This window comes from Streptomyces sp. CB02959, assembly GCF_002803155.1.
Taxonomy (GTDB): Bacteria; Actinomycetota; Actinomycetes; order Streptomycetales; family Streptomycetaceae; genus Streptomyces.
On record NZ_NNBP01000033.1, the window covers coordinates 79,037 to 100,781 of the forward strand.

A 21,745-nucleotide genomic window follows, 5' to 3' on the forward strand; every position below is an offset into this window, starting at 1 on the left:
CCAGCGACCTTCACTTGGTTTGTCCGACTGATCTGCCGGGTCCTCGCCCGTACGGGGCCCCTATGGAACAGAGCGGGATGCCAGGTGGCGTTGAAGGCCGATGTGAGGGAACTGGTAAACGGGGCCGACCCGGCGCAGGATGTCGTAGGTCTCGTGGGAGACGGCGGTCAGGTGGGCCATGTCCTGCTCGGAGCAGGACCCGTTGGGGCGGGCCTTTCAGGCTGCGTGTGGGTGCAGGCGTGCGGCGCCGCGTCCCAGTCGGATGGCTCCGGCCAGCGGGATCACCATGGCGATCAGGAATGTGCCGATGAGTTCGGCGATGCCGAGGCCGCCGGCGTAAGCGAACAGTGCGCCAGCTGCGGGGATCACCAGCAGGGGTGAGAGGACGCAGATGGTGCCCAGGCGCTTGTCCCGCCTGGTCCATGCTGTGGAGCGCCAGATCCGTACGGCGGCAACGACGGCCAGTACGAGGCCGATACCGAGGACCCAGAACGGGGTGGCCAAAACCATCATGCCCAGGGTCAGAGTGGTGCGCCCGCTGTTTTCCGGCTGCAGCGGGCTGACGCCGGGCTCTTCGGCGATCGCGGCGGCGGCGATCTCCCGGGGGGTGCCGAGCTGGTCCAGGGCCTGCTGGATCGCCGCGTCATCGGCGCCCTGCGGCAGCACAGACTCGATGTGCTCGCGCAGGTCTGCCACCAGGTCACGGCGCCGGTCGTCGGACAGCACTGCTGCCTCTCCGTCGACCGAGGCCAGGTAAGCGCGAACCAGCGGGTGGGCCAGGGCATTGCTCATGATTCAGCTCCAGAAACGAGGAAACGGTCAACAGCATCACGGAAACTGGGCCAGTGTCCGGAGAACTCCTCCAGGGCCTGCCGGCCCTGGTCGGTCAGCTTGTAGTACTTGCGAGACGGCCCGCTGGCCGACTCCACCAGGAACGTGTCCGCCAGGCCACTTCGGCGCAGACGGGACAGCAGCGGATACAGCGTCCCCTGACTGGTCGTCATGACCGGTGTATCCGCAAGAGCCTCCAGCAGCTCCACCCCATAGCGGGGCCTGTCACACAGCAACGCCAGGACGCAGTACTCCAGCACGCCCTTGCGCAGCTGGCTCACACCGCGGGCCTCCACGTGATCGCTTGCTTTGCCAGCTACCATGCAATGCATACTACGCGACGTGTCAACCCCGGCCAGAACTGGCGACCTCGCGTAATCGACCGCCGCACACCCCTGGTTGGGGCCGCCCGAACCTGAGGCGGCCACTCCTGCACCTGCGCCACCCCGCGGCTCGTCGCGAAGATCCAGAACGCGGAGTACCCGGCCGAGCCGAGCGAGCAGATGGGGCCAGTCACCACGCTCTTCCGAGCCCAATGCAGGACGTGCGGCGGCAGATACGACAAGCCATGGCGCCGGACCGGCAGCACGCCCATCAAGCAGATAGGCCGCCCGGAAACGTGAAAACCCGCCCAAGACGCTACTGGCTGGCTACTTGGCGCCTGGTTCGCTGCTCGTCAACGGCACCCCACGCACCGGTGTCCGGGGCGCCGACCGAGACCGTCCCGTCCCTCGCCGGGCGGACGTCGGGGATCGCCGCACCGGCACCGTCCCTTCCAGGCGGGACGTCGACGGTCAGACCGCCCTGCCCGTGCGCAGATCGCGTCCGACGCCGAGGGTCACGGCGGCCAGGAGTCCCAGCGTCCCGGTCGCGGTGAGTGCGCCGAGGTGGGGGGCGGCCCGGCCGCCGTCGAGGAGGCTTCGGACGGCGGCGAGGGCCAGGCCCGTTCCGATGAGGTGGAGGGCGGCGCGAAGCCGGCGGGTGGACGGTGGAGCCGCGGTCCGGGCGATCCGGGCGACGAGGGCGCAGGTGCGCAGTGCGGTGAACCCGAGGACGGACCAGTAGCAGAGCACCGGGACGAGGTGGGCGGCGCCCGTGAGATGGTCGACCAACCCGCTCCGGGCCGTGAGGTACAGGGCCAGGACCGCGCAGGCGGGCGCGGTGAGGGCGCCGGCGGCCGTGCGGGCCAGGCGGCGGAGCGCGCCCGCACACAGGGCGGGCAGCGGAGCGGCCAGGCCGATGCCGCACAGGACCGGCACAAGCCACAGGGCGGTGGCGGCGTGGCGTGCGTCGGGGGTCAGGGCGGCGGACGGCTGGTTGGCACGCAGCAGGAGCGCGGCGACGGCGGTGACCGCGAAGGCGGCGACGGCGACGACGCGGCGGGTCTGGCCGGCGGTCGACTCGGGCCAGTCGCCAGGATGGAGCCAGAGCCGTGCGGCCCCCGCGAGGGTGTCGGGCCAGGAACGGACGCCGGCTGCCGCCACTTCGTGGCTGAGCTCGGCGCCCCAGTGCTCGCGGATGGCGGGCGGGTAGAGCGCGGTGAGGAGCGCTGCCGCCCTCATGCCGGAGCGATCCCGAGCGCGCGGAGTCCGGCCCGTGCGACGCGGGCCATCTGCTCCAGTTCGACGCGCAGTGCCTCCCGGCCCGCGTCGGTGAGTTGCATCGTCCGCTGGCGTTCCTGGGATGCGGCCGTCTCGTCGGCGGGCCGGATCAGGCCGCGGCCCTCCAGCCGGGCCAGCGCGCCGTAGAGGCTGCCGGGGCCGAGTTTGCGGCCGGTGAGTTCCTCGATCCCGGCGTTGATGGCGTAGCCGTGCAGCGCGCCGTCCGCGAGGACGGTGAGCACCAGCATCTGGGCGTCGTTGCTGTGCATGGGTCTTCTCGTCTCCCGTCCATCGCAGTACGAGGCACGATGCTCCTCGGCGCGTAATACATTACACGTACTACTCGTCGCGTACTACGCGCTGCGTACTATGACTCCCAGGGGCGCAGGACGCGCGCCGATCCGGTCCTGGAACGTGGGGATGTGGTCATGAGACGTGGTCAACGTGGTTACGGTCAGCGAGAGTTGCGGGACGGAGCGGCCCCACCGGCCGCGATCTGGTTGTCCCTGGGAACGGCGGTCCTGTTCGAGGTGGCGACGGTGACGGCCTCTCAGGTCGCGGCGGTCCGGGCGGCCAGCCCCTGGCAGGACGACCCCTATGACGCGGTGGTGTCCCTGACCCAGTTCACGGTGCCGGTGCTGGCGCTGGCGATCGCCGTGCGGATGCTGGTGCGGCGGGGGCCCGGCGGTCCGGACCGGGCCCAGCAGACCGGGCGCGCGGCCGGTGCGATGACCGTGCTGATCGGCCTCACCGCCGCCTTCGAGTGGGCCGCGATCCTCGTGGGAGCGCACGCCACTTCGCGGGGGACCTGGACGTCGGTTCTGATCGGCGGGCTGACTGTGGTCTCCGGGCTCACGGTGGTGGTGACGGCACTGCTGGTGCGGGGTCGCGGACCGCGGGGCGCATCCGCCCGGTGGCAGCATGACTGGCTCGGTGACGCGATCGCCGTCTGCGACCGGATTCCCGTACTGCGCAACCGGGTTGGGCCCCGCGCGGTGGCCTGGGTACGCCGGCGGGCGATGACTGTCTTCGTCGGGCTGAGCGCACTGGCCGCAGTCGGCATCGCCGGTTCGCTGGCCATCGGCGAACGGTGGACGAACCCCCTGCTCATCGCCTGGGCGCTGGCGATCGAGACCACCGCCTTCCTGGCGTTCTGCGTGCTGAGCAACGCGCTCGCCGGGTTCGTCGCCCGGCCGCCCCGCACACGGTCCCGTCGGGTCGCCGAGGCGTCGATGGTCGCCGGATGCGTGGCGATCCAGGTCGCGATGGCGTTCCGCGACGCACTGTGGTCCGCGCTGGGGGCGGGCGCGGTGACGTCGGTACCGGTACTGGTGACGGGCACGCTCGGGGCCGGACTGCTCACGTCGGTGGTCACCGCCGGACTGCTGACAGCACTGCCTCAGCACCCCAACCCGCCTCCCGTGGAGGGAACTTCAACCTCGTGGACGTCGAAGTCCTGAAGGGCGACACCCCCCCGCAAGGTGATGGGCGACCACGACGGCGTGAGCCTGGCCGACTACGGCGAGTACCAGTACTCGTCACACGGCGGAGAACCTCGCTCGCACACCCAGGGGCGCCGGCAGGGTTTCGAGTGGGGCCGGGAGTCCCTGGACGCGCTTCCGGAGCGCTCCATAACGTCCGTGTTATGGCCAAGCGTTAGTACTCCGTTCACAAACGCTACGGGAGTATGGCCATGTTCATGGCGAACAACCCCTGCGTACCGGGCGTTCGCCGTGGGCGCGGCCCCTGAGGCCATCGACCCCGCACACGCACGTCCTACGTGGCGTGCCTTCCGGATCGAGGAACCTTGCGCATATCGAAGCTCGTGCCCGCTCTCGCCGCCGCAGCCGTCGCCGTCCTCGCACTTCTCGCCCCCACCGCCGTCGCGGCGCCGGTTCCCCCCGGCGCCAAGGGGCCGCAGCCCATCATCGGTGGGCAATATGCGAACAGCGGCCCCTGGGCCGTCCGGCTGTACTCGAACGGCCAGGAGACCTGTTCGGCCACGATCATCGCCCCGACCTGGGTCCTCACCGCCAAGCACTGCGTCGCCGGCGGGGCGCTGTCGTTCCGCATCGGGAGCCTGGACCAGTACAGCGGCGGGACCGCGGCCAACGGCGTGCAGACCTACACCCACGGGGCGGACCTCGCGCTCGTCCGCCTCGACCGCTCCGTGTCCACGACCTATGCCACCCTCGGGCAGCCCGGCTCGGTGAGTGTCGGACAGAACGTGCAGGTCTACGGCTGGGGTGCCACCTCCCAGTGCGGTTCGGAGATCAACTGCCAGTCCCGCTACCTGAAGTTCGCCAACGTCACCGTCAGCGGCGGCTGCACCGACGCCTACGGCGGCTCCGCGATCTGCGCCTACTGGGGCGACGGCATCACCGCCGGTGGCGACTCCGGCGGCCCGATGATGGCGAACGGCGTCCAGGTCGGCGTCGCCTCCACCAGCGACCGCCAGACGAACACGGCGTACAGCAACGTGACCGCGTACCGCTCCTGGATCCAGTCGATCGCCGGCGTCTGAACCCGTGCCGCCTCCTCGGCGGACACCGGGGCCCTCATCGCGGCGCGGTGAGGGCCCCGGTCGCCACCCGGAAACAACCGCCCCAGGACCGCCGTAACGCCCGCACCCCGGCGGCAAGCACCGGCACACGCCCACCCTGCCGACTCCCTCCCGCCTCCTCCTGCCTTCCTCCTGCCTTCCTCCTGCCTTCCTCCTGCCTTCCTCCTGGCGGAGCATCGCGCGGATTTGGCCAGGCGAGGGGAGTTCCGACCGGAAGGCGGCGCGGACGAACCCGACACCTGAACTTTCAAGTACTACTTGCCCGCGGTCTCCGTATTGCGCAAGCTCCCTTCATGGAACTGGAGTTGAGACACCTGAGGATCCTCCGCGCGATCGCTGACGCGGGCAGTCTGACCAGAGCGGCGACGGCGCTCGGGCTCGCCCAGCCCGCGCTCAGCGCACAGCTCAGACGGATCGAGCGAGCTTTCGGCGGTGCACTGTTCGAGCGTGGGCGGTACGGCGTACGGGCCACCGCGCTCGGCGAACTCGTTCTGGAGCGCTCGCGGGTCGTGCTGCCCGCGGTGAGCGAACTCCAGCGAGAGGCCACCCGGTTCGCCCGTACCAGGCAGGAGACCGAACGGCTGCGGCTGGGCGCGACACACGGCCCACTGCTCGGCGCGCTGGTGGACCGGCTCGCCGACGCCGCCCCGGACACCACCGTGACGACCCACGTCTCCTGGTCCGAGCGCGAGCTCGCCGAGCTGCTGTCCGAAGGGCGCCTGGACTTCGCACTGACCGGCGCCTGCGGGTCCGCGCCACCGCCCGGCGCCCCTCACCTCGCCTGGCGGGATATCGCCGTCGACCCCATCTTCGTCATGCTCCCCGACAGCCATCCCCTCGCCCACGCCCCGGAGGTCGAACTGGCCGCGCTGGCGGAGGAGAAGTGGGCGTGTGTACCGGGCGACGGCTGTTTCGGAGACTGTTTCACCATCGCCTGCGCCCGGGCCGGCTTCAGCCCCCGCCGCATGTACGAGACGGACACCGCCTCCTGCGCGCACCTGGTGCAGGTGGGCCGCGCGGTGGGCTTGTGCCGGGCCACCTTCCCGCCGACACCCGGCCTGACCACCCGCCCCCTGGCCGGCACGCCGCTGCACTGGCGGCACTTGCTGGGCTGGCACCCGGCGAACCAGCGGCCCGACACCGCGGCGACGATGCTGGCGCAGGCCCTGCGCGCGCACGCGCGCACGGCGGCGCACTGCGACACCTACAGACTGGCGGGTCCGGGCGGACCGTGAGACCCGGTCGGCGACCTGCCACACCGCGGCGCCGAAGGAGAGCGCCGCCCGACGTCTGCGGCGACCGGCGGCGGCGTCAAGCTACGCCCCTCCCCCGCGGATGAGCACGACCATCCAGCTCCAGAGGGCACTTCCCAGTCGCCCACACGCAGTCAACTCACCTACAACTTCACCATAGTTGAGGCACAGGTGACGCACCACGGCGCGGCAGCGCCAACCGTACCTACCTGGCTGGAATCCGAGCCAGGCGGGGACCACCGCAGGCTCATTTCGCTCCATAACACTGCCCAGAGGGATCGAGCGGTATCTCGCTCAACGGCCGCCGCTGCCATTACCGTCGTCGGCGGTGACCTCGCCGAGGACGGCCCTCCGAACGGCATGGCGCGGTTTGCGCGCCGGTGCCGTCCGGGTCGGCAGGCCACCGTCCTCACGGTCGACGCGTCCGCGCCTCTCCAGTCACATGTCAGGCACGTCCCGTCCCTCTTCCTTCCCTACTCAGGAGACCGAGGAATCGCCATGACACCCCCTCCTCACCGCGACGCCGGCTCCGGCCCGCCGATCAGCCGCAAGAGCCTGCTCAAGGCGGCCGTCGCCGCCGGTGCCGCGGTCCCGCTGCTGTCGTCGGGCACGGTGGCGCTCGCCCGTGACGCCGCCGGCCTGCGGCGCCCCCTCTCCGTGACGCCCGCCTGCGACGACGGGGACGGCCCCACCCACGAACAGATCGAGGGCCCCTACTTCAAGCCCGACTCCCCGCTGCGGAAGAACCTGGTGGACTCCGGCATGCAGGGCACCCCGCTGACCGTCAGCGGCTACGTCTTCGGCCGTCACTGCTCCCCCCTCTCCGGTGTGCTGCTCGACTTCTGGCAGGCCGACGACGGCGGCAACTACGACATGGCCGGCTACACGCTGCGCGGCCATCAGTTCACGGAAGCGGGCGGAGCGTTCTCGCTGGCCACAATCGTGCCGGGCCTCTATCCGGGCCGCACGCGGCACCTCCACGTCAAGGTGCAGGCCCCCGGAGAGCCCGTACTGACCACCCAGCTGTACTTCCCCGGCGAACCGCGCAACTCCACCGACGCCCTCTTCGATGCCGCACTGCTGATGAACGTCCGCGGGGCGGGCAACGGCAAGGAGGGCACCTTCGACTTCGTGTTGAACGTCGACGGGACGCCGGGGCCGGGCGACCCCACCGACCCGCCCACCGACCCGCCGAGCGGCGCCTGGACGCCCGGCCACTCCTACACCGCGGGCGACCGGGTCACCTACCAGGGCCTCAGCTACCGCTGTGTGCAGGCCCACACGTCGATGACCGGCTGGGAGCCGCCCAACGTGACGGCGCTGTGGCGCCGCGAGTGACCACCGTGCGCAAGCCCGCTGTTCGTGGCGGTCGGCGGCGCGCCCGTGCGGGAGCGGGAGTTTCCGACACACCGGCTGGCAACGGCACTGTGGGGCACCGTCGTTGATGCCCCACAGCTCCACGAACCCGGTCTCAGTCCCGTGTCATCGCCGCTGACGTAGGCGGCCTCGCTGCTGGCGTAGGCAGATCGCCACTGACGTAGCGTCAACGCGACTCGACACGGCAGACACAGCCGACGCGACGCCTGCTACTGCGGCTTGAAGGACCGGATCTGGTAGCTGCCCTGCAGGTTGCCGCCCGATCCGGCCCGGGTGGATCCGACCCGTCCGTGGAAGTTGGTCTGGGTGTAGTACTGCACCCGGTGGCCGGTCCCGTTCCACACGGAGCGCACGCGCTGGCCCCGCCGGATGAAGGAACAGTCGTCGGCGGTGTTCGCCTTGCTGCGCTGCGACCACTGGCAACGGGTTCCGCCGCCGTTCCAGTCGCTGTAGATGCAGAAGTGGCCGGGGGTGCAGTGGTAGGACGCCCGGTGGACGGGCGCTGCGTGGGCGGCGGTTGCGGTGGGCGCGAGGCCGAAGACGACCGCCAGGGCGGCCGAAGCGACGGCTAACGAACGCATACGACGCATGGCAATGCTCCTTGGTGTAGGCGGGAAGGGGCCGTTGCCGCCGGCGACGCCGGACGGCCAGTCAAGGCACCGTCGCCAGTATCGGTCGGGGCCGTGAGCGCCAGACGGCGTTTCGCCGGACTCGCGGCCGGTCGTTGAGGCACGGCGGCGCGCGGGCCGGTCGCGCCCCGGCGCCCGCGCCCCGATGTGCTTCCACACGCCCGCCGACGGCCCGTCCCAGGCGCCGCCCGCCACGGCCGCGGAGCACACCCGCCGCCCCGTCACTCCGGTCGCACGGCCTCCGAGACCTCGGCGATCAGGGTCGCCACGTCGGCGCCCCAGCGCGAGCTGATGACCAGGTCGCGGGCCGGGTCGACCCACAGCAGATGCGAGCCGCCGTTGCCCCGCGCGCAGCGTCCGGTCGACGGGGCGGTGGGCCAGACCGACCGGTCGTCGTTCAGCCACCACGACAGCCCGTAGTTCGGCTTGACGCGGCAGGGGGTCCACAGGGCGTCGATCCAGCGGCGGGAGAGGACTTGGCGGTCGGCGTGACGTCCATCGCGCAGACAGAGCCGGCCGATCCGGGCGAGGTCGAGGGCGCTGATCCACAGTCCGCCGCCCCAGTGCGCCCCGCCGGAGACAACGGGGATCCGGCCGCCGTCGAGTTCGGCGTAGGAGGTGCGGTAGCCGTGCCACGACCAGGACGGGGAGCTTCCGATCGGGTCCAGCACCCGGGTGCGCAGGACGTCCGGGAGGGAGCGCCCGAACAGGACGGTGAGGGCGAGGGCGGTGAGGTTGACCCGGACGTCGTTGTAGGCCCACCCCTCCCCCGGTGGCCCGCCCGGCGACTCCGTCCCCTCACGGGTGCTCTGTGCGTCGACGCTCGTGGGCTTTCCCCACAGCACCCCTTCCCACTGGCTCGTCTGATCCAGCAGGTGCCGCCAGGTGATGCCGCGTCCGTGCTGGTCGGCGAAGGCCGGCAGCCGAACGGACCGGTACACCGGCTCGTCGAGCGCCATCAGCCCGTCGTCGAAGGCGACCCCCGCCACCAGCGACAGCACGCTCTTGGTGGCGCTGAACGCCATCTCCACACGGGTCGGGTCGCCCCAGGACGCCACGACCCGGCCCCTGCGCACGATCACGCCGCTGGGTCCGCCGCCGTCCAGCAGCGGTCCGACCACCTCGCGGTGGGAGGCGTCCGCCACCTGCGCCGCTAGGTACGTGGTCATGTCCTCGACGCCCGCGACCGGCCGCTCGGCCTGTCCTCGGGCGGCCCGCGCCAAGGCGTCGGCGTCCACCCCCGCCCACGGATCGGCCCCCGGAACCTCGTCCACCTGTGCCTGTATCACGGCCGCCCCACCTCCACAGTCCGGACTGTTCGCCGTCAACTGCCCACCCTAGAGCGTGGGTGACCGCCTCCACGGGAGAGTCCGGCGGTCCCGAGATGTCTGGGGAAGCACCCGCGAGAGGTTGCCTCGATCAGGTGACCCGTTGTTCAGGTCATGCTCAGCAGAGGAGATCTCACGAATGACGAGTGGGCGGTGCTGGAGCCGTTGCTGCTCAAGAGCAACAACCGGTGCGGCCGATGGCGGGATCACCGGCAGGTGATCAACGGGATCATTCACCGACTCGGCACCGGCTGCCGGACAGTGTCGGCGCCGACAAGGCACACAGCAACGGTCTGATCCGCTCCTACCTGCGACGCCGCGGCATCCGGCACGTGATCCCGGAGAAGAGTGACACCTCGTCCGCCCGCCTGCGCAGAGGTTCACGCGGCGGCCGACCTGCCGGCTTCGACAAGACCCGGTACCGAGCTCGGAACACTGTCGAGCGGGCGATCAACAAGCACAAGCAGTTCAGGGCCGTCGCCACCCGCTACGACAAGCGCGGATACGTCTTCCTCGGCACAGTCAGTCACGGGGCTTCTTGTACTCCTCACGCGCCCGAATCCCCGCGGGTACACCGCGGGCTGTCAGGCCGGGGAGTCCTCGTTGGCGCAGGTCAGCCAGGACCGGGTGATCGTCCTTGCCTCGTCCGCCTGTTCTGGGGTGACGACGCCCTCCATGTCCGGACCGCGGCCCAGGAAATCCCTGAGGCGTTCGCGTTCATCGGCGCTGACTACCCAGACGGACGAGGTGGAGGACCCGTCGTCGTGCCAGTCGAGCACGCTCAAGGTATGCCGGTGGGTCATCGCGTCCTCCCAGCTCCTCGGTAACGGGATGCTCAGAGCGGCCTGACGTTCTCGGCCTGCAGTCCCTTCTGGCCCTGGGTGACGTCGTACTCCACCTGCTGGTTCTCCTCCAGGGAGCGGTACGAGCCCGGGCCTGCCTCGATCGCCGAGAAGTGGACGAAGACGTCGGCGCCGCCGTCGTCCTGCTCAATGAAGCCGAAGCCCTTCTCGGCGTTGAACCACTTGACCTTGCCTGTAGCCACGGCCCCTCCTGAGGGGAGTGAGGGCGGCGTCCCACTGATTGACCAGGGTTATACCGCCAGACAGAGACTGCCGGTCCCACGGTATCGCCGACGCCCCCTCGCCGCGCGTCACCGGAACTCGCAGCGCAGGATCCGCCCCATGTCGCGGAATCCGGGGGTGTGTGCTGCCAGCACCCGCATGGCCGGCCGGCCCGTACCCGACGTATCGGCGCTGCCGACCACATCGAGGCAGCGCGGCCCCTCGTGCCGGCTCTCCAGCTTGGTTCTGTCTCTCGGAGCGTGATCGGAGAGACAGAACCAAGCTGGGCTGTCGGGGCGATACGGAACGACTACGACGACGCCCCCGCGCAGGCGGCGCCCGTATGCGGGGTCCACGGTTCCGGCAGCGTTCCGGCACCCCGAGATCCCGAAACGGTGGCCGGGGGCCACCGGCGACTGCCGCTCGCGCCCGGGTGCACAGTCACGCCAGGCACGCCGCCTACTCCACGTGCACCGCGATCCTGGCCAGGGAACCGGTCTCCAGGGCGCACCACAGTGCGCCGCGGTGCTGGACGATGCCGTGCGGTTCGCAGGCGGGGCGGGGCAGGTCGTAGCCGGTGATCCGGCCGTCGGTGTCGATGCGTCCGATCCGGTTGCCGCCCCACTCCGTGAACCACACGGCACCGTCGGGGCCGGTGGTGAGGGCGTGCGGTCGCGCCTGGCGGTCGGGCAGCGGGTACTCGGTGACGGTGCCGTCCACGGTGATGCGGCCGATCTGTCCCGCGCCGATCTCGGTGAACCACAGCGCGCCGTCCGGTCCGGCGGTGATGCCGACGGGGGCGGCGGACGGCGTCGGCAGCGGGTACGCGGTGGTCTGCCCGTCCGTGGTGATCCGGCCGATCGTGTTGGCTTGGTTGAGGGTGAACCACAGGGCGCCGTCGGGCCCGGCGGTGAGGGCGGAGGGGAAGGCGCCGGGTGACGGGTACTCGGTGATCTCGCCGTCCATGGTGATCCGGCCGATGCGGTCGGCGCCGGACAGCGTGAACCACATTGCTCCGTCCGGGCCCGCGGCGATACCGAACGGCCCGCCGTCGGCGGTCGGCGGCGCGAAGGAAGTGACTTCGCCGTCCACGGTGATCCGGCCGATCCGGTGGCTGCGGTACTCGGTGAACCACAGGGCCCCGTCGGGTCCTTGGGCCAGCAGGGTCGGGCCCGGGCCGACCGGATGGACGGTGACCCGGCCGTCCGCGCCCCGGCGGCCGATCGCACCCTGGTGGACCAGGGTGAACCACAGGGCACCGTCGGGACCGTCCGCGAGGGCGTACGGCCCTGCCTCCGGACCGCTGACGGTGACTTCCCGGACCGGGTCGGCCAGCCACCGGCTGACCCGTTCGAGGAGTACTTCGCCGGGCTCGGAGACGTGGAACGCGTGCGGCATGTCCTCGTACTCGTCCAGGCGCACACTCACTCCGGCGGCGTCGGCGGCCTCGGCGAACCGGCGGGCGTCGTCCAACAGCACCTCGTCGGTGCCGACGGCGACCAGCAGCGGCGGCAGTCCGCGCGGATCGCCGTAGAACGGCGACTGCGGCGCCTCGTCCGCGCGGGCGCCGGCCAGGTACTGGCCGGTGATGATGTCGAGGACGGCGTGGCCGAGCACGTCCTTGCCGTCGTTGGCGGTCAGTGACGCACCGGTCAAGGCCAAGTCGGTGAGCGGCGAGATCGCGACCGCGGCACCGGGTTGCGGGCCCCCGGTCCGCTTGAGTTCCAGCAGCGCGGACAGCACCAGCGTGGCACCGGACGACTCGCCGACGAAGACGACCTCGGAAGCGGGGACGCCCTCGTCCAACACGGCCTGCCAGGCGGCGAGCAGGTCCTCCAGCGCCGCGGGGTAGGGGTGGGCGGGCGCCAGGCGGTAGTCCACTCGCAGGGTCGGCCGGCCGGTTGCCTGTGACAGCCGGTAGGCCATGACGCGCTCGGCCTCGGGCATGGTGTGGGCGAATCCACCACCGTGTACGTAGATCACCGCGCCGCCCCGGGCGCCCGGCGCGCGGACCCAGTCGCCGTGCACCTCGGCATCGGCCGGGAGCGGCGCGGCGACCAGTGACCCGGCGCGGTCGCGGGCGGCCTGGGCCTGCCCGGGCGCCGCGGGAACAGCAGTGACGTTCAGCAATGGTCCTCCGTCGTGGATGGTGGGCGTCTCGTGGGGCCGGAGGGGCGCGGAGTGGAGACACACGGTCGCGGACGTACCCGTCCCGGGCGGGACTTGAGCATCGGATCGACCCCGAGCGTCGCCGCGAATCCCCCTCCAGAGAAAATACGACGGGCGCAAATTTATTCACCGCGCAAGCTGGGCGTCAACATCAATCCGGTGGGGCAAGGTGCCGCGGAGCCGCCGGACACGGCCCCGCGGCCGCCCCTTCCGCGCACCCGGAGCGCGGCCGCGACCTCGGCGAGCGAGCGGAGGATGTCCACCCGACCCTGGGACCGGACACCGCAGAGCACCTGACCCGACTGGCCGACGCCGCCGACCAGCACGTCTCGACGAAGTGACCAACCGCCAGCCCCCTGAACACCACACCAGGCGCCGCCCCCAGGCACACCGACCACTCCACCAACACCCCTCGGCGACCCAATCCCACCGTGCGACCGAAGGCCGCCCCCGGGCTTGAAGTCAGCCATCACGGCCAACCAAGCTCATGGCAAGCGAAGTTGTGCACGTCGCACGTCACGTCGTTGCGCGAGGGCCGCATTCCCAGGCACTCGGACAAGCAGGCTTCAGCACCCGCAACACGCCCGCGGCCGCCCGGCAGGTAGCCTGCTGCACCGGTCAGTCGCCACTGACCTCCGTCTCTGCCGTCACACCTGGGGGATCCGCACCATGTCCGCACCGCCGCCCTATCAGAACCAACCTCCGCAGCAGCCGTACGGGCAACCGCAACAGCCCTATTCCGGTCCCCCGCAACAGCCCTACGCCGGGCCTCCGCAGCAGCCCTACGCCGGGCCGCCGCAGCCGCCTTACGGTCAGCCGCCGCAGCAGCCCGCGCCCGTTCAGCGGCAGCAGCCGCAGCGCAGTCCGCTGCGCGGGCTGATCACCGCCGTGATCCTCCTGGCCGTCCTCGGCGGCGGCGCCTGGTACGTGTGGGACTACAACACCAACCCCAACGGCGGCAAGGCCAAGAAGGAGGCCGCGCGGGACGCCCGGAACGCGGAGCGCAAGACGCACGATCCGCAGGTCGGCGACTGCGTCAAGGTCGAGCACCCGAACGGCGAACCACTGCCGACGATCGTCGACTGCAACTCCCCCGGCGCACAGTACAAGTTGGGCGAACGCCTCTTGGGCGCGGGCAGGAAGTGCGACTCCGCCTCCTACGACTACAGCATCCAGTTCACCAGCAATCGCAGGACCGACTACACGATGTGCTTCACCAAGGTCTGAGCCGTCCTGCCTCCCGGCCGCCACCCGCCCACCGCGGGTGGCGGCCGCGTGACTTTCCGCACCCGGCATAATGCGCCCATGGACCACGCGACCGCACACACGTTCGTCGACTCCTGGGTGACTGCCTGGAATGCACACGACCTGGACGCGCTGCTGACCCACTTCACCGACGACGTGACGTTCCGTTCGCCGGTGGCCGCGCAACTGCTCGGCGGCAACGGCGTCATTCGGGGCAAGCAAGCCCTGCGGGCCTACTGGGCGGAGGGGCTGCGGCGCATCCCCGACCTGCGGTTCGAGGTGCTCGGCAGCTACACCGGCGTGGACTGCCTGGTCATCAACTACCGCAACCAGAAGGGCGGCCTGGTCAACGAGGTGCTGGTCTTCGACGGCCCCCTGGTCGCCGAGGGCTACGGCACGTACCTCGGCCCGGACACCAACCCGGCCGGGGCACGCGGCACACGGCACTGAGCGACGTCCCGGCCGCCGGCGGCCCGATCTCCGGTGGAAACCGTCTCGTCACCGCAGCACGATCGGCGCGCGGGGCGCACGGAACTGCGCGCTCCGCGCCCGCCACGCCCCGCACGCCGACCGATGTCGCCCGCCCCCGCCGAGCACCGGCTCCACCGTGCGCCGGCCCGACCGCGACAGCTCCACCGGCCCCGCTGGTCGATCGTCAGCACACCGCGCACGCCACCGGCCAGAGCCGACCGCCCCTCGGAGGCCGGATCGCATGACGCCCTGTTGACGGTTCGGGGGCTGGCGGACAGGGTGGGGCGAACGCGGAGCGTGTGGAAATGGACACATGCAGGCAGCGAGGGGAGGGCGAGGTGCTGACGGTCTTTGCTGGTCAGCGAGTTGAGGTGGCAACGGGACGATCGGTGGAGAGCGCTCGGGGGCTCTATGGCTGAAGCACGCGGGGATGCGTTGTCAGTGGCAACCCCTAGCATGTCTCACATGTCCCCAACTCCTTCTGCCCATACGGTTACGCCCGTTCCTGCCTCCGAGGCCAACGATTCGATCCGGCGTTTTGTGCGCGCCCGGCACGGTCTGGCTTGGACGGCGCAGGACATGGCGGAGTATGCGGTGCTGCTGGAGATCTGGACGGTGGCGGTGCGCGCCGAGGTCACGGAGGTCGTCGAGGCCGCCTAGTAGGGCACACCGGCACACCCACGCACGGACGAGTGCACATGCGCGACGGCCCCGGCGCCCCGTCTCCGGCGGGCCGCCGGGGCCTTCCCCTCCCGGACCTGCCGGGCCGCTCCCCTCCCACCTGCGGTACGCCCGATCCGGGCCTGCCCCGCCAGGTCTCCGCACCCCGCTCCCTCCCCCTCCGCCCAGCCGGACCATCACGTCCGATTCCCGCCAGTCCCCACGTCCTCGAACCGGCACACTCGAAGAAACCCCAGGTAACAGCAGACGCCCGAGGACGCCCTATGAACACCCAGAGCACCCACACCGCCACGCCCACTCCTGCCACCGCGCCCCACTGCACCACCCTCGCCTGACCGCCATGCGCGACAATCCACCCGCCGCCATGAGCACCCTCCCTCCGGCCATCGCCGGACGCGCGCCCTCTCCTCTCCTCCCCCGACACGAGGCGGACGCCTACGGCCCGCTCCCCACCCCCGCCCCGCACACCGACGCCGAACTGACCACCCTGTTGCGTCTCTTGGCCGCCCCGACCACCCTCACCATCGGCCACAGCCGGGACGCGGCGTCCATCACGGCCGCGGCGTCGCTCGCGGAGGCATGGCGAGCGGCCGGCCGGACCGTCCTCGCCCTGGTCCACTGGCCGGAACACGCCGCGTCCTGGCTGCGCCCGGCACAACGCTTCACGGCCGGTCGACCGGACGCCTGGGTGGTCGCCGCCGCGCCACTGGGCTGGGCCCAGATGAGCCGCCGGCTCCGCCACAGCACCGACTGGGAGCCGACCCGCACCTACGGTTTCGCCTCCGTCGGCGACTCCCGCCTCGTCGCGCTGGCCGGGCCGGAAACCCTTGATGGCATGCGCGGCGCCACCACGGACGGCGGCACCTGGCTCATCGACCGGGGCTGGGTCACCCTGCACACCCCACGTATCGCCCCACCCCACCCCATGACACGCTGAAGGAGGGAAGCACACGGCAACCGGCCGCCCCCCCCAGCACCCACACCCCCTCCCCCCTCCCCCCTCCGCATCAAGGCAGGTCACAAGCTCATGAGCACCCCGCTCCCCGGCTTCGAGGACGTCGGGCAGCTCCAGGGGCCCGACGGGCCGAGCAGACGCAACGGCCTCGCCCGCCGGCCCGGGGCGACCGCCGGCCTCGAAGGCCGCACGCGCCGGGAACTGGCCCCCGGGGCGGTACACGTCCCCGGTTGGCTGAGCCTCGCCGAGCAGCGCGATCTGGTCACCGCCTGCCGCGACTGGGCGCGCGGCCCGGCCCCCATCCGGCACACCAAACTCCCGCGCGGGGGCGTGATGTCCGTCCAGACCGTGTGCATCGGCTGGCACTGGCAGCCGTACGCGTACCGACGCACCGCCGACGACGTGAACGGCGCCCGGGTCGCCGAATTCCCGGACTGGATGGTCGCGTTGGGCCGCCGCGCGCTCGTCGACGCGTATCAGGACACCACCGCGGGCGACGAGTACACCCCGGACACCGCGCTGATCAATTTCTACGACGCCGAGGCGAAGCTCGGCATGCACCAGGACAAAGAAGAGCACTCCAGCGCGCCGGTCGTCTCCCTCAGCATCGGTGACACCTGCGTCTTCCGCTTCGGCAACACCGAAACCCGCACCAAGCCGTACACCGACATCGAGCTGGTCTCGGGCGATCTCTTCGTCTTCGGCGGCCCGTCGCGGTTCGTCTACCACGGCGTGCCCAAGGTCTACCCGGGCACCGGCGACCCCGCCACCGGCTTGGCCGCCGGCCGCCTCAACATCACCATGCGGGTCACCGGTCTCAGCTGATCCGGTCCCGCTGGCTTTCCCAGAGGGCAGACTGGACACATGTGCCGCAGTATCAAGACGCTCCGTCCGCCCGTCACGCCCGAGGTCAGCGAGGAGGACATCCGCGCCGCGGCCTTGCAGTACGTCCGCAAGGTCTCCGGGTTCCGCGCCCCCGCCGCCCATAACCGCGAGGTCTTCGACCAGGCCGTCGACGCCGTCGCGGCAGCCACCCTGGAACTCCTCAACGGCCTTCAGGTCCGCGGTTCCGCACCCGCCCGCCCCCAGTAGGACGCCCCCTTCGGCCGCTGCCGGAATTCGGCCCGTGATCGCCTCACCAGTCGACCAGCGCCTGTACCGGAAGGTGATCGCTCGGAAACTGTCCGCCCATGGAATAGGTATTGATCGACGCGTACCGGGTCCGCACCACCGGTGAGGTGAGGATCCAGTCGATCCGATCCCCGTCCGGCACCAGCGGCCGATATCCATGGAAGGTCCCGTACTGCGCGCTGCGCCCGTCGGCCGCGTCCCAGCTGTCGACGAGCCTGCCGCCCCCGAGCATGGCCTCGTACACGGGATTCCCGTGCGCGGCGACGTTGAAGTCACCGGTCACGATCCGCGGCAGCGCGGGATCGAGAGCGCCCATCCGATCGTTGATCAGCGCCGCGGAACGCTCCCGCGCATACTGCACAGCGTGATCAAGATGCGTGTTCAGCACATAGAATTCCCTGCTCCCCCGGCTTCCGCCGCCTTCCCGGAGATCCCGGAACCGCACCCAGGTGGCCATCCGAATAACGGTATTCCCCCAGGTCGTCGACCCGATCAGATACGGCGTGCCGGAAAGCCAGAAGTGGTCGTACTCCACAGGGGCAAGGCGTCGCACATCGTAGAAAATCGCCGCGAATTCGTCCCGGCTTCCGCCGGCACGCCCTGTCCCCACCCAGTCGTAGCGAGGACCGAGGTCCGCCGCGATGTCACGCAACTGCCCGTAGAGCCCCTCCTGCGCCCCGAGCAGGTGCGGGGCCTCCCGACGCAGCAGGTTCCGCATCACCGGTCGGCGTTCGCCCCAGGAATGCGGGCGGGTATCCGACGCGAAGCGCAAGTTGAACGTCATCACCCGCAAGGGCCGCCCACTGCCGTCGATGTCGGTGTCGATCTCAGTGCCGGTGTCGATGTCGGCGGCGTACGCGGTCTCACCCCCGTACGCCGCCGACACCGCTGCCGCGGCAGATCCGCCTACCGCCGTGGCGGCCGCCCCACGCAGCACGGCCCGCCGACTGAACGCCGTACCGGAAGCCCACTCACGGAAGTCTCCACAGTCCGCGGAGTTCCCGGATTCCCCGGAGGTTTCACGGGCCTCGGCGGAATCACAAACCGGAGTTGATTCCCGCCCAGGAGCGGCAGCATTCCCGCCGCATACGAAGCGCCCGGCGAGTGAACCCAATCCAGATTCCGCTCCGTCCGTCCCTCCAGAAGCACAACCGTCCACCAGCCACTCCCGACTCGCGACCGCCGATTACCGGCTGTCTTCGTCAGCAATCGTCCTCGACCGCCCCGGACAACCGTCGCAACCCACGCTGCCGCATCCTCCGGAGCTCCGGAAGTCCACCGAAATGAACTGACGCGAAACCCTCGCCCACGCCACCCCGAGAAACGATTGCTCCCTACCGGCGGGCCCGGCGGGCGGGTCTCGACTAACGGTCGGCCGCAGGCCCCTGCCAGTCCTCGTGGCGGATACGCGCGAGGTCGCGAACGCCGCTGACCGTCCCCCACTCGTTTTTCCCCAACCGCGACAGCGGGTGCAGCTTGCTGATCTCCGGGTGCCCGTCGACCAGCACATCCTCCGAGACCACGGCATGCACGACGCGCCCGAACACCACGGTCCCGTCGCCGATCCGCAGCGTGCTGTGCAGTTCGCACTCCAATGCCACCGGCGAGGCGGCAACCCGCGGCGGCTTCACCCGGAGGCTCGGCTCGGATTCGATGGCGGCCGCCTCGAATTCACTCACCCCATGCGGAAAGTCCGTAGCCGTGTCATTGACCTGCTCGAAAAGCTCCTCCGACGTGAAGTTGACGACGAATTCGCCGGTGGCCTCGATGTTCCGCAGGGTGTCCTTACGGCCGACGGAACTGAACTGCACCACGGGCGGCTTCACACTGGCGATACTGAAGAAGGAATGCGGGGCAAGGTTCGCTGAATCACTATATGGATCGTAGGTCGACACCCAGGCGATCGGTCGCGGCACCACCGTCGCGGTCAACAGCTTGTAGAACTCGTTGCGGGACATGTCAGCGGGATCAAAGTCGATGCGCATGGTGATCAGTATCCACACCGGCGGGCGCGGACCCTACAGCGGATCCACGGCACCCCCAAACCCCTGAGTGCGACGGAAAGTACCCGGTATCGGAGCCGACGAGCCAAGGAGCCGACACCGTGTCCACCACCCCAGCCGCAGTCCCAGCCGTCTGGGAGGACTTCGACGTCCCCGCACACGCCCGCGGAGGCCAGGTCACCCTCAACCTCCACGACCACCTTGCCGCGTACGCCCCGAAGCGCCCAGGCGCCTACCTCCGCATCTCCTCCGACCGCTTCGGCCTCGAAGCCGGCGTCGACCGACAGCTCGAAGATGCCGAAGACAGCTGCACCCGCCTGCGCTGGGGCCCCTTCTCGAAGATCTACCGGGAGAACGACACCTCGGCGTTCAAAAAGCGCAAGGTCATCAAGCCGGATGGTTCCATCGACTGGATCGTCCTGCGACCAGAGTTTCGCCGACTCCTCGCCGACCTCGCACACGGCGTCATCGACGGAGTCATCTTCTACGACCTCGACCGGCTCGTCCGACAGCCGCGGGACCTCGAAGATCTCATCGACATCGTCGAGTACGTCAAGCATCCCGTCACCGGCGCCACCGGCGGCCGCATGAATCTCATCAACGACAGCGATCGTCATATGGCCCGCATGATGTGCGTGATGGCGCTGAAGTCCTCCGAGGACACCGCCCGCCGCGTCGCCCGCCAGCACCTCTCCGCCGCGCAGAACGGACTCGCCCAGGGCCGCATTGCCTACGGCTGGGTCCGCAAGGGCGAGAACAAGGGGCGGCTTGTCCCAGAGGAGGCCAGCGTCGTCGTCCGGATCTTCCAGGACTTCCTGTCGGGTGAATCGGCTTACAGCATCGCCAAGGCGTTCAACTCCGAGGGGATCGAGCCTCCTGCCGCCCGCACGTGGTCGTCCACGATGGTCGCCAAGATGCTGCGTAATCCACGCTATGCGGGCATGGTCTCCTACGCCGGCAGGCACCGAGTACGAGCTGCCACGGCCGGGGACGGCTGGTCCCAGGTTCTCTTCGACGACGAAGGACGCCCGCTGCTGGGGACATGGGAGCCCATCGTCACGCCCAAGCTCTGGTCACGGGTCCAGTTCGAATGGCAGCACCGCCGCCAGAAGGCAGGCATCAAACCCGACGGATCAGGCTCCGCACCAGTTAACAAATACCTACTATCGGGAATCCTTCGCTGTCACAAATGCCAGCGCGGACTCGTCGGACACAAGTACAAGCAACGCAAGTCAGGGAAAATAATCCGCAACTACACATGCCCACCATCCGATCGAGGCGGCTGCGGCGGAACAGCAATCGCGGCACCCACCGCTAACTCGGCAGTCGAGGAGGCTATGAGCACCTTCCTACACAGGCAGCTTCAGGCATCGAAGATCGGGGCGGATCAATCCGATGGCGCAATCACAAACTTGCAGGCACGATTGGATCAGGAACTCGCCCGGAAGGGCGAACTCATCCATCGGTGGTCCGAGGACTCATTGCACGAGGTCGATTTGACCGAGGAAGACTACTTCACCATGCTGTCAGCCCTCAATCGAAAAATCTCCAGTTTCAGGGAATCGATTGCCGGCCTGGAGGGCGCCCCTCCGACGAGTGTCACTCTCGAGGAGCTCCTCACTAATTGGACAGCGGGTTCACTGCTTCAGAAGCGCGCGATCCTCAAACGCTATCTGCATTCCATCACAGTGCAACCACCTCTCCCCCCATCGGAGTTCGACCGGTCCAAGCTCGTGAAGGCACGCCTCGCTCCGCACTGGAAGACCTCTGAAGAAATAGCCGTGTAGGCAAAAGGCGTCCCCAGCACATCGATCGACTGGGGACGCCTCCCATCTCACCGCCCCATGTACTCCAAGAGCTTCCGGACTCGCATGGCTTCAGCCTCCAACAGGACGGGACTCTCTTCGAGGAACTTCTCCACCCAATCACTCCCGCACTCACCTTCCCCTGGACCCTTCGATGCAGTTCCCGTATTCGCGCCCTTCGCACAATGCAATGCCCGATCCCATGTCATATAATTTTCCAACCTGAAGGTTTCGGCGACCGCACGACAAAAGCTCACCCAGAGCTCTTCGTCGCCCCTGGGGGCCTTCACCCGTGTCCAGAGGTCCAATGTAGGAGATATTCCCGGCCGCATCAAATAGCACACATACCTTCTCCACTGACAATCCTTTACGGGTGTTGCCAGCGGGGCCCCTGACATCCCAAAGGACGAACCTGGCATCGTTCTTCGGGCCACCCTGCTTGCTCCTCTTGTCAAGAAATTCAACCTGAATCCATAGGACAAGGATCGGATCGGTCCAGCTGCCACCATGTACTTCGAGTACAAGGAGCCGCTGTACGCCGCTCCCCCGCTGCTGCAGAGGATGGTGGACGCGGGGCGGCTGGGGCGGAAGTCCGGGTCGGGGTTCTACTCGTACTAGCCTCGATCGTTCATGAGTCCT

Annotated in this window: 22 protein-coding genes and 3 pseudogenes; 13 read left to right on the top strand and 12 right to left on the bottom strand. The window is 69.7% G+C overall.

The features are described from left to right. Positions 1–216: 216 nt before the first annotated feature. From CG747_RS38480 to CG747_RS38500, 4 genes are all read right to left on the bottom strand, one after another. Positions 217–792, bottom strand: a complete 576-nt coding sequence (locus CG747_RS38480) for a hypothetical protein (RefSeq protein ID WP_100606537.1) — start codon at positions 790–792, stop codon at positions 217–219. Beyond that, positions 789–1,154 carry a PadR family transcriptional regulator gene (locus CG747_RS38485; protein WP_100606562.1) on the bottom strand — a complete coding sequence of 122 codons (366 nt, stop codon included), beginning with the start codon at positions 1,152–1,154 and terminating at the stop codon, positions 789–791. The genes CG747_RS38480 and CG747_RS38485 overlap by 4 nt, the downstream gene beginning before the upstream one ends. A gap of 471 nt (positions 1,155–1,625) precedes the next feature. Then, positions 1,626–2,393: a hypothetical protein gene (locus CG747_RS38495; protein ID WP_100606538.1), complete on the bottom strand. Its 768-nt coding sequence runs from the start codon at positions 2,391–2,393 to the stop codon at positions 1,626–1,628. Further along, positions 2,390–2,701, bottom strand: a complete 312-nt coding sequence (locus CG747_RS38500) for a PadR family transcriptional regulator (protein WP_100606539.1) — start codon at positions 2,699–2,701, stop codon at positions 2,390–2,392. The genes CG747_RS38495 and CG747_RS38500 overlap by 4 nt, the downstream gene beginning before the upstream one ends. A 270-nt stretch (positions 2,702–2,971) precedes the next feature. On the opposite strand from CG747_RS38500, the gene CG747_RS38505 reads away from it, so the two are divergent. From CG747_RS38505 to CG747_RS38520, 4 genes are all read left to right on the top strand, one after another. Continuing rightward, complete coding sequence (locus tag CG747_RS38505; RefSeq protein WP_146022230.1) at positions 2,972–3,892, top strand: hypothetical protein; 921 nt, start codon at positions 2,972–2,974, stop codon at positions 3,890–3,892. A gap of 347 nt (positions 3,893–4,239) precedes the next feature. Further along, entirely contained in the window at positions 4,240–4,956 is a 717-nt protein-coding gene (locus CG747_RS38510) for a trypsin-like serine protease (protein WP_100606541.1), read from the top strand. Between the two features lie 332 nt (positions 4,957–5,288). Then, positions 5,289–6,230, top strand: coding sequence for a LysR family transcriptional regulator (locus CG747_RS38515; protein ID WP_100606542.1), 942 nt, complete (start codon positions 5,289–5,291; stop codon positions 6,228–6,230). Positions 6,231–6,746: 516 nt separating this feature from the next. Next, positions 6,747–7,586, top strand: coding sequence for a carbohydrate-binding protein (locus CG747_RS38520; protein ID WP_100606543.1), 840 nt, complete (start codon positions 6,747–6,749; stop codon positions 7,584–7,586). Positions 7,587–7,834: 248 nt separating this feature from the next. Here the strand turns inward: CG747_RS38520 and CG747_RS38525 are convergent, their stop codons facing one another. Both CG747_RS38525 and CG747_RS38530 read right to left on the bottom strand, forming a co-directional pair. Further along, positions 7,835–8,215: a peptidase inhibitor family I36 protein gene (locus CG747_RS38525; protein WP_100606544.1), complete on the bottom strand. Its 381-nt coding sequence runs from the start codon at positions 8,213–8,215 to the stop codon at positions 7,835–7,837. Between the two features lie 260 nt (positions 8,216–8,475). Further along, a complete protein-coding gene (locus CG747_RS38530; RefSeq protein ID WP_100606545.1) occupies positions 8,476–9,543 on the bottom strand; it encodes a serine hydrolase in 1,068 nt (355 codons plus the stop codon). A gap of 153 nt (positions 9,544–9,696) precedes the next feature. On the opposite strand from CG747_RS38530, the gene CG747_RS51140 reads away from it, so the two are divergent. Next, on the top strand, positions 9,697–9,879 hold the full coding sequence (locus tag CG747_RS51140; RefSeq protein WP_100606546.1) for a transposase: 183 nt from the start codon (positions 9,697–9,699) through the stop codon (positions 9,877–9,879). After that, positions 9,831–10,079: pseudogene (locus CG747_RS50160) on the top strand (IS5/IS1182 family transposase); the annotation flags it as partial. The gene CG747_RS51140 and the pseudogene CG747_RS50160, both read left to right, overlap by 49 nt. 87 nt (positions 10,080–10,166) lie before the next feature. Here CG747_RS50160 and CG747_RS38545 read toward each other — a convergent pair. From CG747_RS38545 to CG747_RS50810, 4 genes and pseudogenes are all read right to left on the bottom strand, one after another. Continuing rightward, positions 10,167–10,385, bottom strand: coding sequence for a hypothetical protein (locus tag CG747_RS38545; RefSeq protein ID WP_100606547.1), 219 nt, complete (start codon positions 10,383–10,385; stop codon positions 10,167–10,169). Positions 10,386–10,417: 32 nt separating this feature from the next. Then, positions 10,418–10,627: a cold-shock protein gene (locus CG747_RS38550; protein ID WP_018537546.1), complete on the bottom strand. Its 210-nt coding sequence runs from the start codon at positions 10,625–10,627 to the stop codon at positions 10,418–10,420. A 478-nt stretch (positions 10,628–11,105) separates the two neighbouring features. Further along, a complete protein-coding gene (locus CG747_RS50165; protein WP_374701872.1) occupies positions 11,106–12,044 on the bottom strand; it encodes a virginiamycin B lyase in 939 nt (312 codons plus the stop codon). Continuing rightward, a pseudogene (locus tag CG747_RS50810) lies at positions 12,039–12,839 on the bottom strand (alpha/beta hydrolase); the annotation flags it as partial. The gene CG747_RS50165 and the pseudogene CG747_RS50810, both read right to left, overlap by 6 nt. Positions 12,840–13,484: 645 nt before the next feature. Here CG747_RS50810 and CG747_RS38565 point away from each other — a divergent pair. The 5 genes from CG747_RS38565 to CG747_RS38590 all read left to right on the top strand — a co-directional run bounded on the left by CG747_RS38565 (position 13,485) and on the right by CG747_RS38590 (position 17,259). Next, complete coding sequence (locus CG747_RS38565; RefSeq protein WP_100606550.1) at positions 13,485–14,042, top strand: hypothetical protein; 558 nt, start codon at positions 13,485–13,487, stop codon at positions 14,040–14,042. Positions 14,043–14,120: 78 nt separating this feature from the next. Then, entirely contained in the window at positions 14,121–14,510 is a 390-nt protein-coding gene (locus tag CG747_RS38570) for a nuclear transport factor 2 family protein (RefSeq protein ID WP_100606551.1), read from the top strand. A gap of 1,066 nt (positions 14,511–15,576) precedes the next feature. Next, positions 15,577–16,149 (top strand): hypothetical protein, encoded by a 573-nt coding sequence (locus CG747_RS38580; protein ID WP_100606563.1) that lies wholly within the window; start codon positions 15,577–15,579, stop codon positions 16,147–16,149. A gap of 90 nt (positions 16,150–16,239) precedes the next feature. Beyond that, on the top strand, positions 16,240–16,992 hold the full coding sequence (locus CG747_RS38585) for an alpha-ketoglutarate-dependent dioxygenase AlkB (RefSeq protein ID WP_257981011.1): 753 nt from the start codon (positions 16,240–16,242) through the stop codon (positions 16,990–16,992). A gap of 39 nt (positions 16,993–17,031) precedes the next feature. After that, the gene (locus CG747_RS38590; protein ID WP_100606553.1) at positions 17,032–17,259 is read left to right on the top strand and encodes a DUF2277 domain-containing protein; all 228 of its coding nucleotides are present in this window, start codon (positions 17,032–17,034) and stop codon (positions 17,257–17,259) included. A gap of 43 nt (positions 17,260–17,302) precedes the next feature. Here the strand turns inward: CG747_RS38590 and CG747_RS38595 are convergent, their stop codons facing one another. Beyond that, positions 17,303–18,235, bottom strand: coding sequence for an endonuclease/exonuclease/phosphatase family protein (locus CG747_RS38595; protein ID WP_180985885.1), 933 nt, complete (start codon positions 18,233–18,235; stop codon positions 17,303–17,305). Between the two features lie 427 nt (positions 18,236–18,662). Next, positions 18,663–19,283, bottom strand: a complete 621-nt coding sequence (locus tag CG747_RS38600; protein WP_100606566.1) for a flavin reductase family protein — start codon at positions 19,281–19,283, stop codon at positions 18,663–18,665. Positions 19,284–19,402: 119 nt separating this feature from the next. Between CG747_RS38600 and CG747_RS38605 the strand changes: the two genes are divergently transcribed. After that, positions 19,403–21,088, top strand: coding sequence for a recombinase family protein (locus tag CG747_RS38605; RefSeq protein ID WP_100606554.1), 1,686 nt, complete (start codon positions 19,403–19,405; stop codon positions 21,086–21,088). Between the two features lie 516 nt (positions 21,089–21,604). Continuing rightward, positions 21,605–21,724: pseudogene (locus CG747_RS51145) on the top strand (3-hydroxyacyl-CoA dehydrogenase family protein); the annotation flags it as partial. Positions 21,725–21,745: the final 21 nt, after the last annotated feature.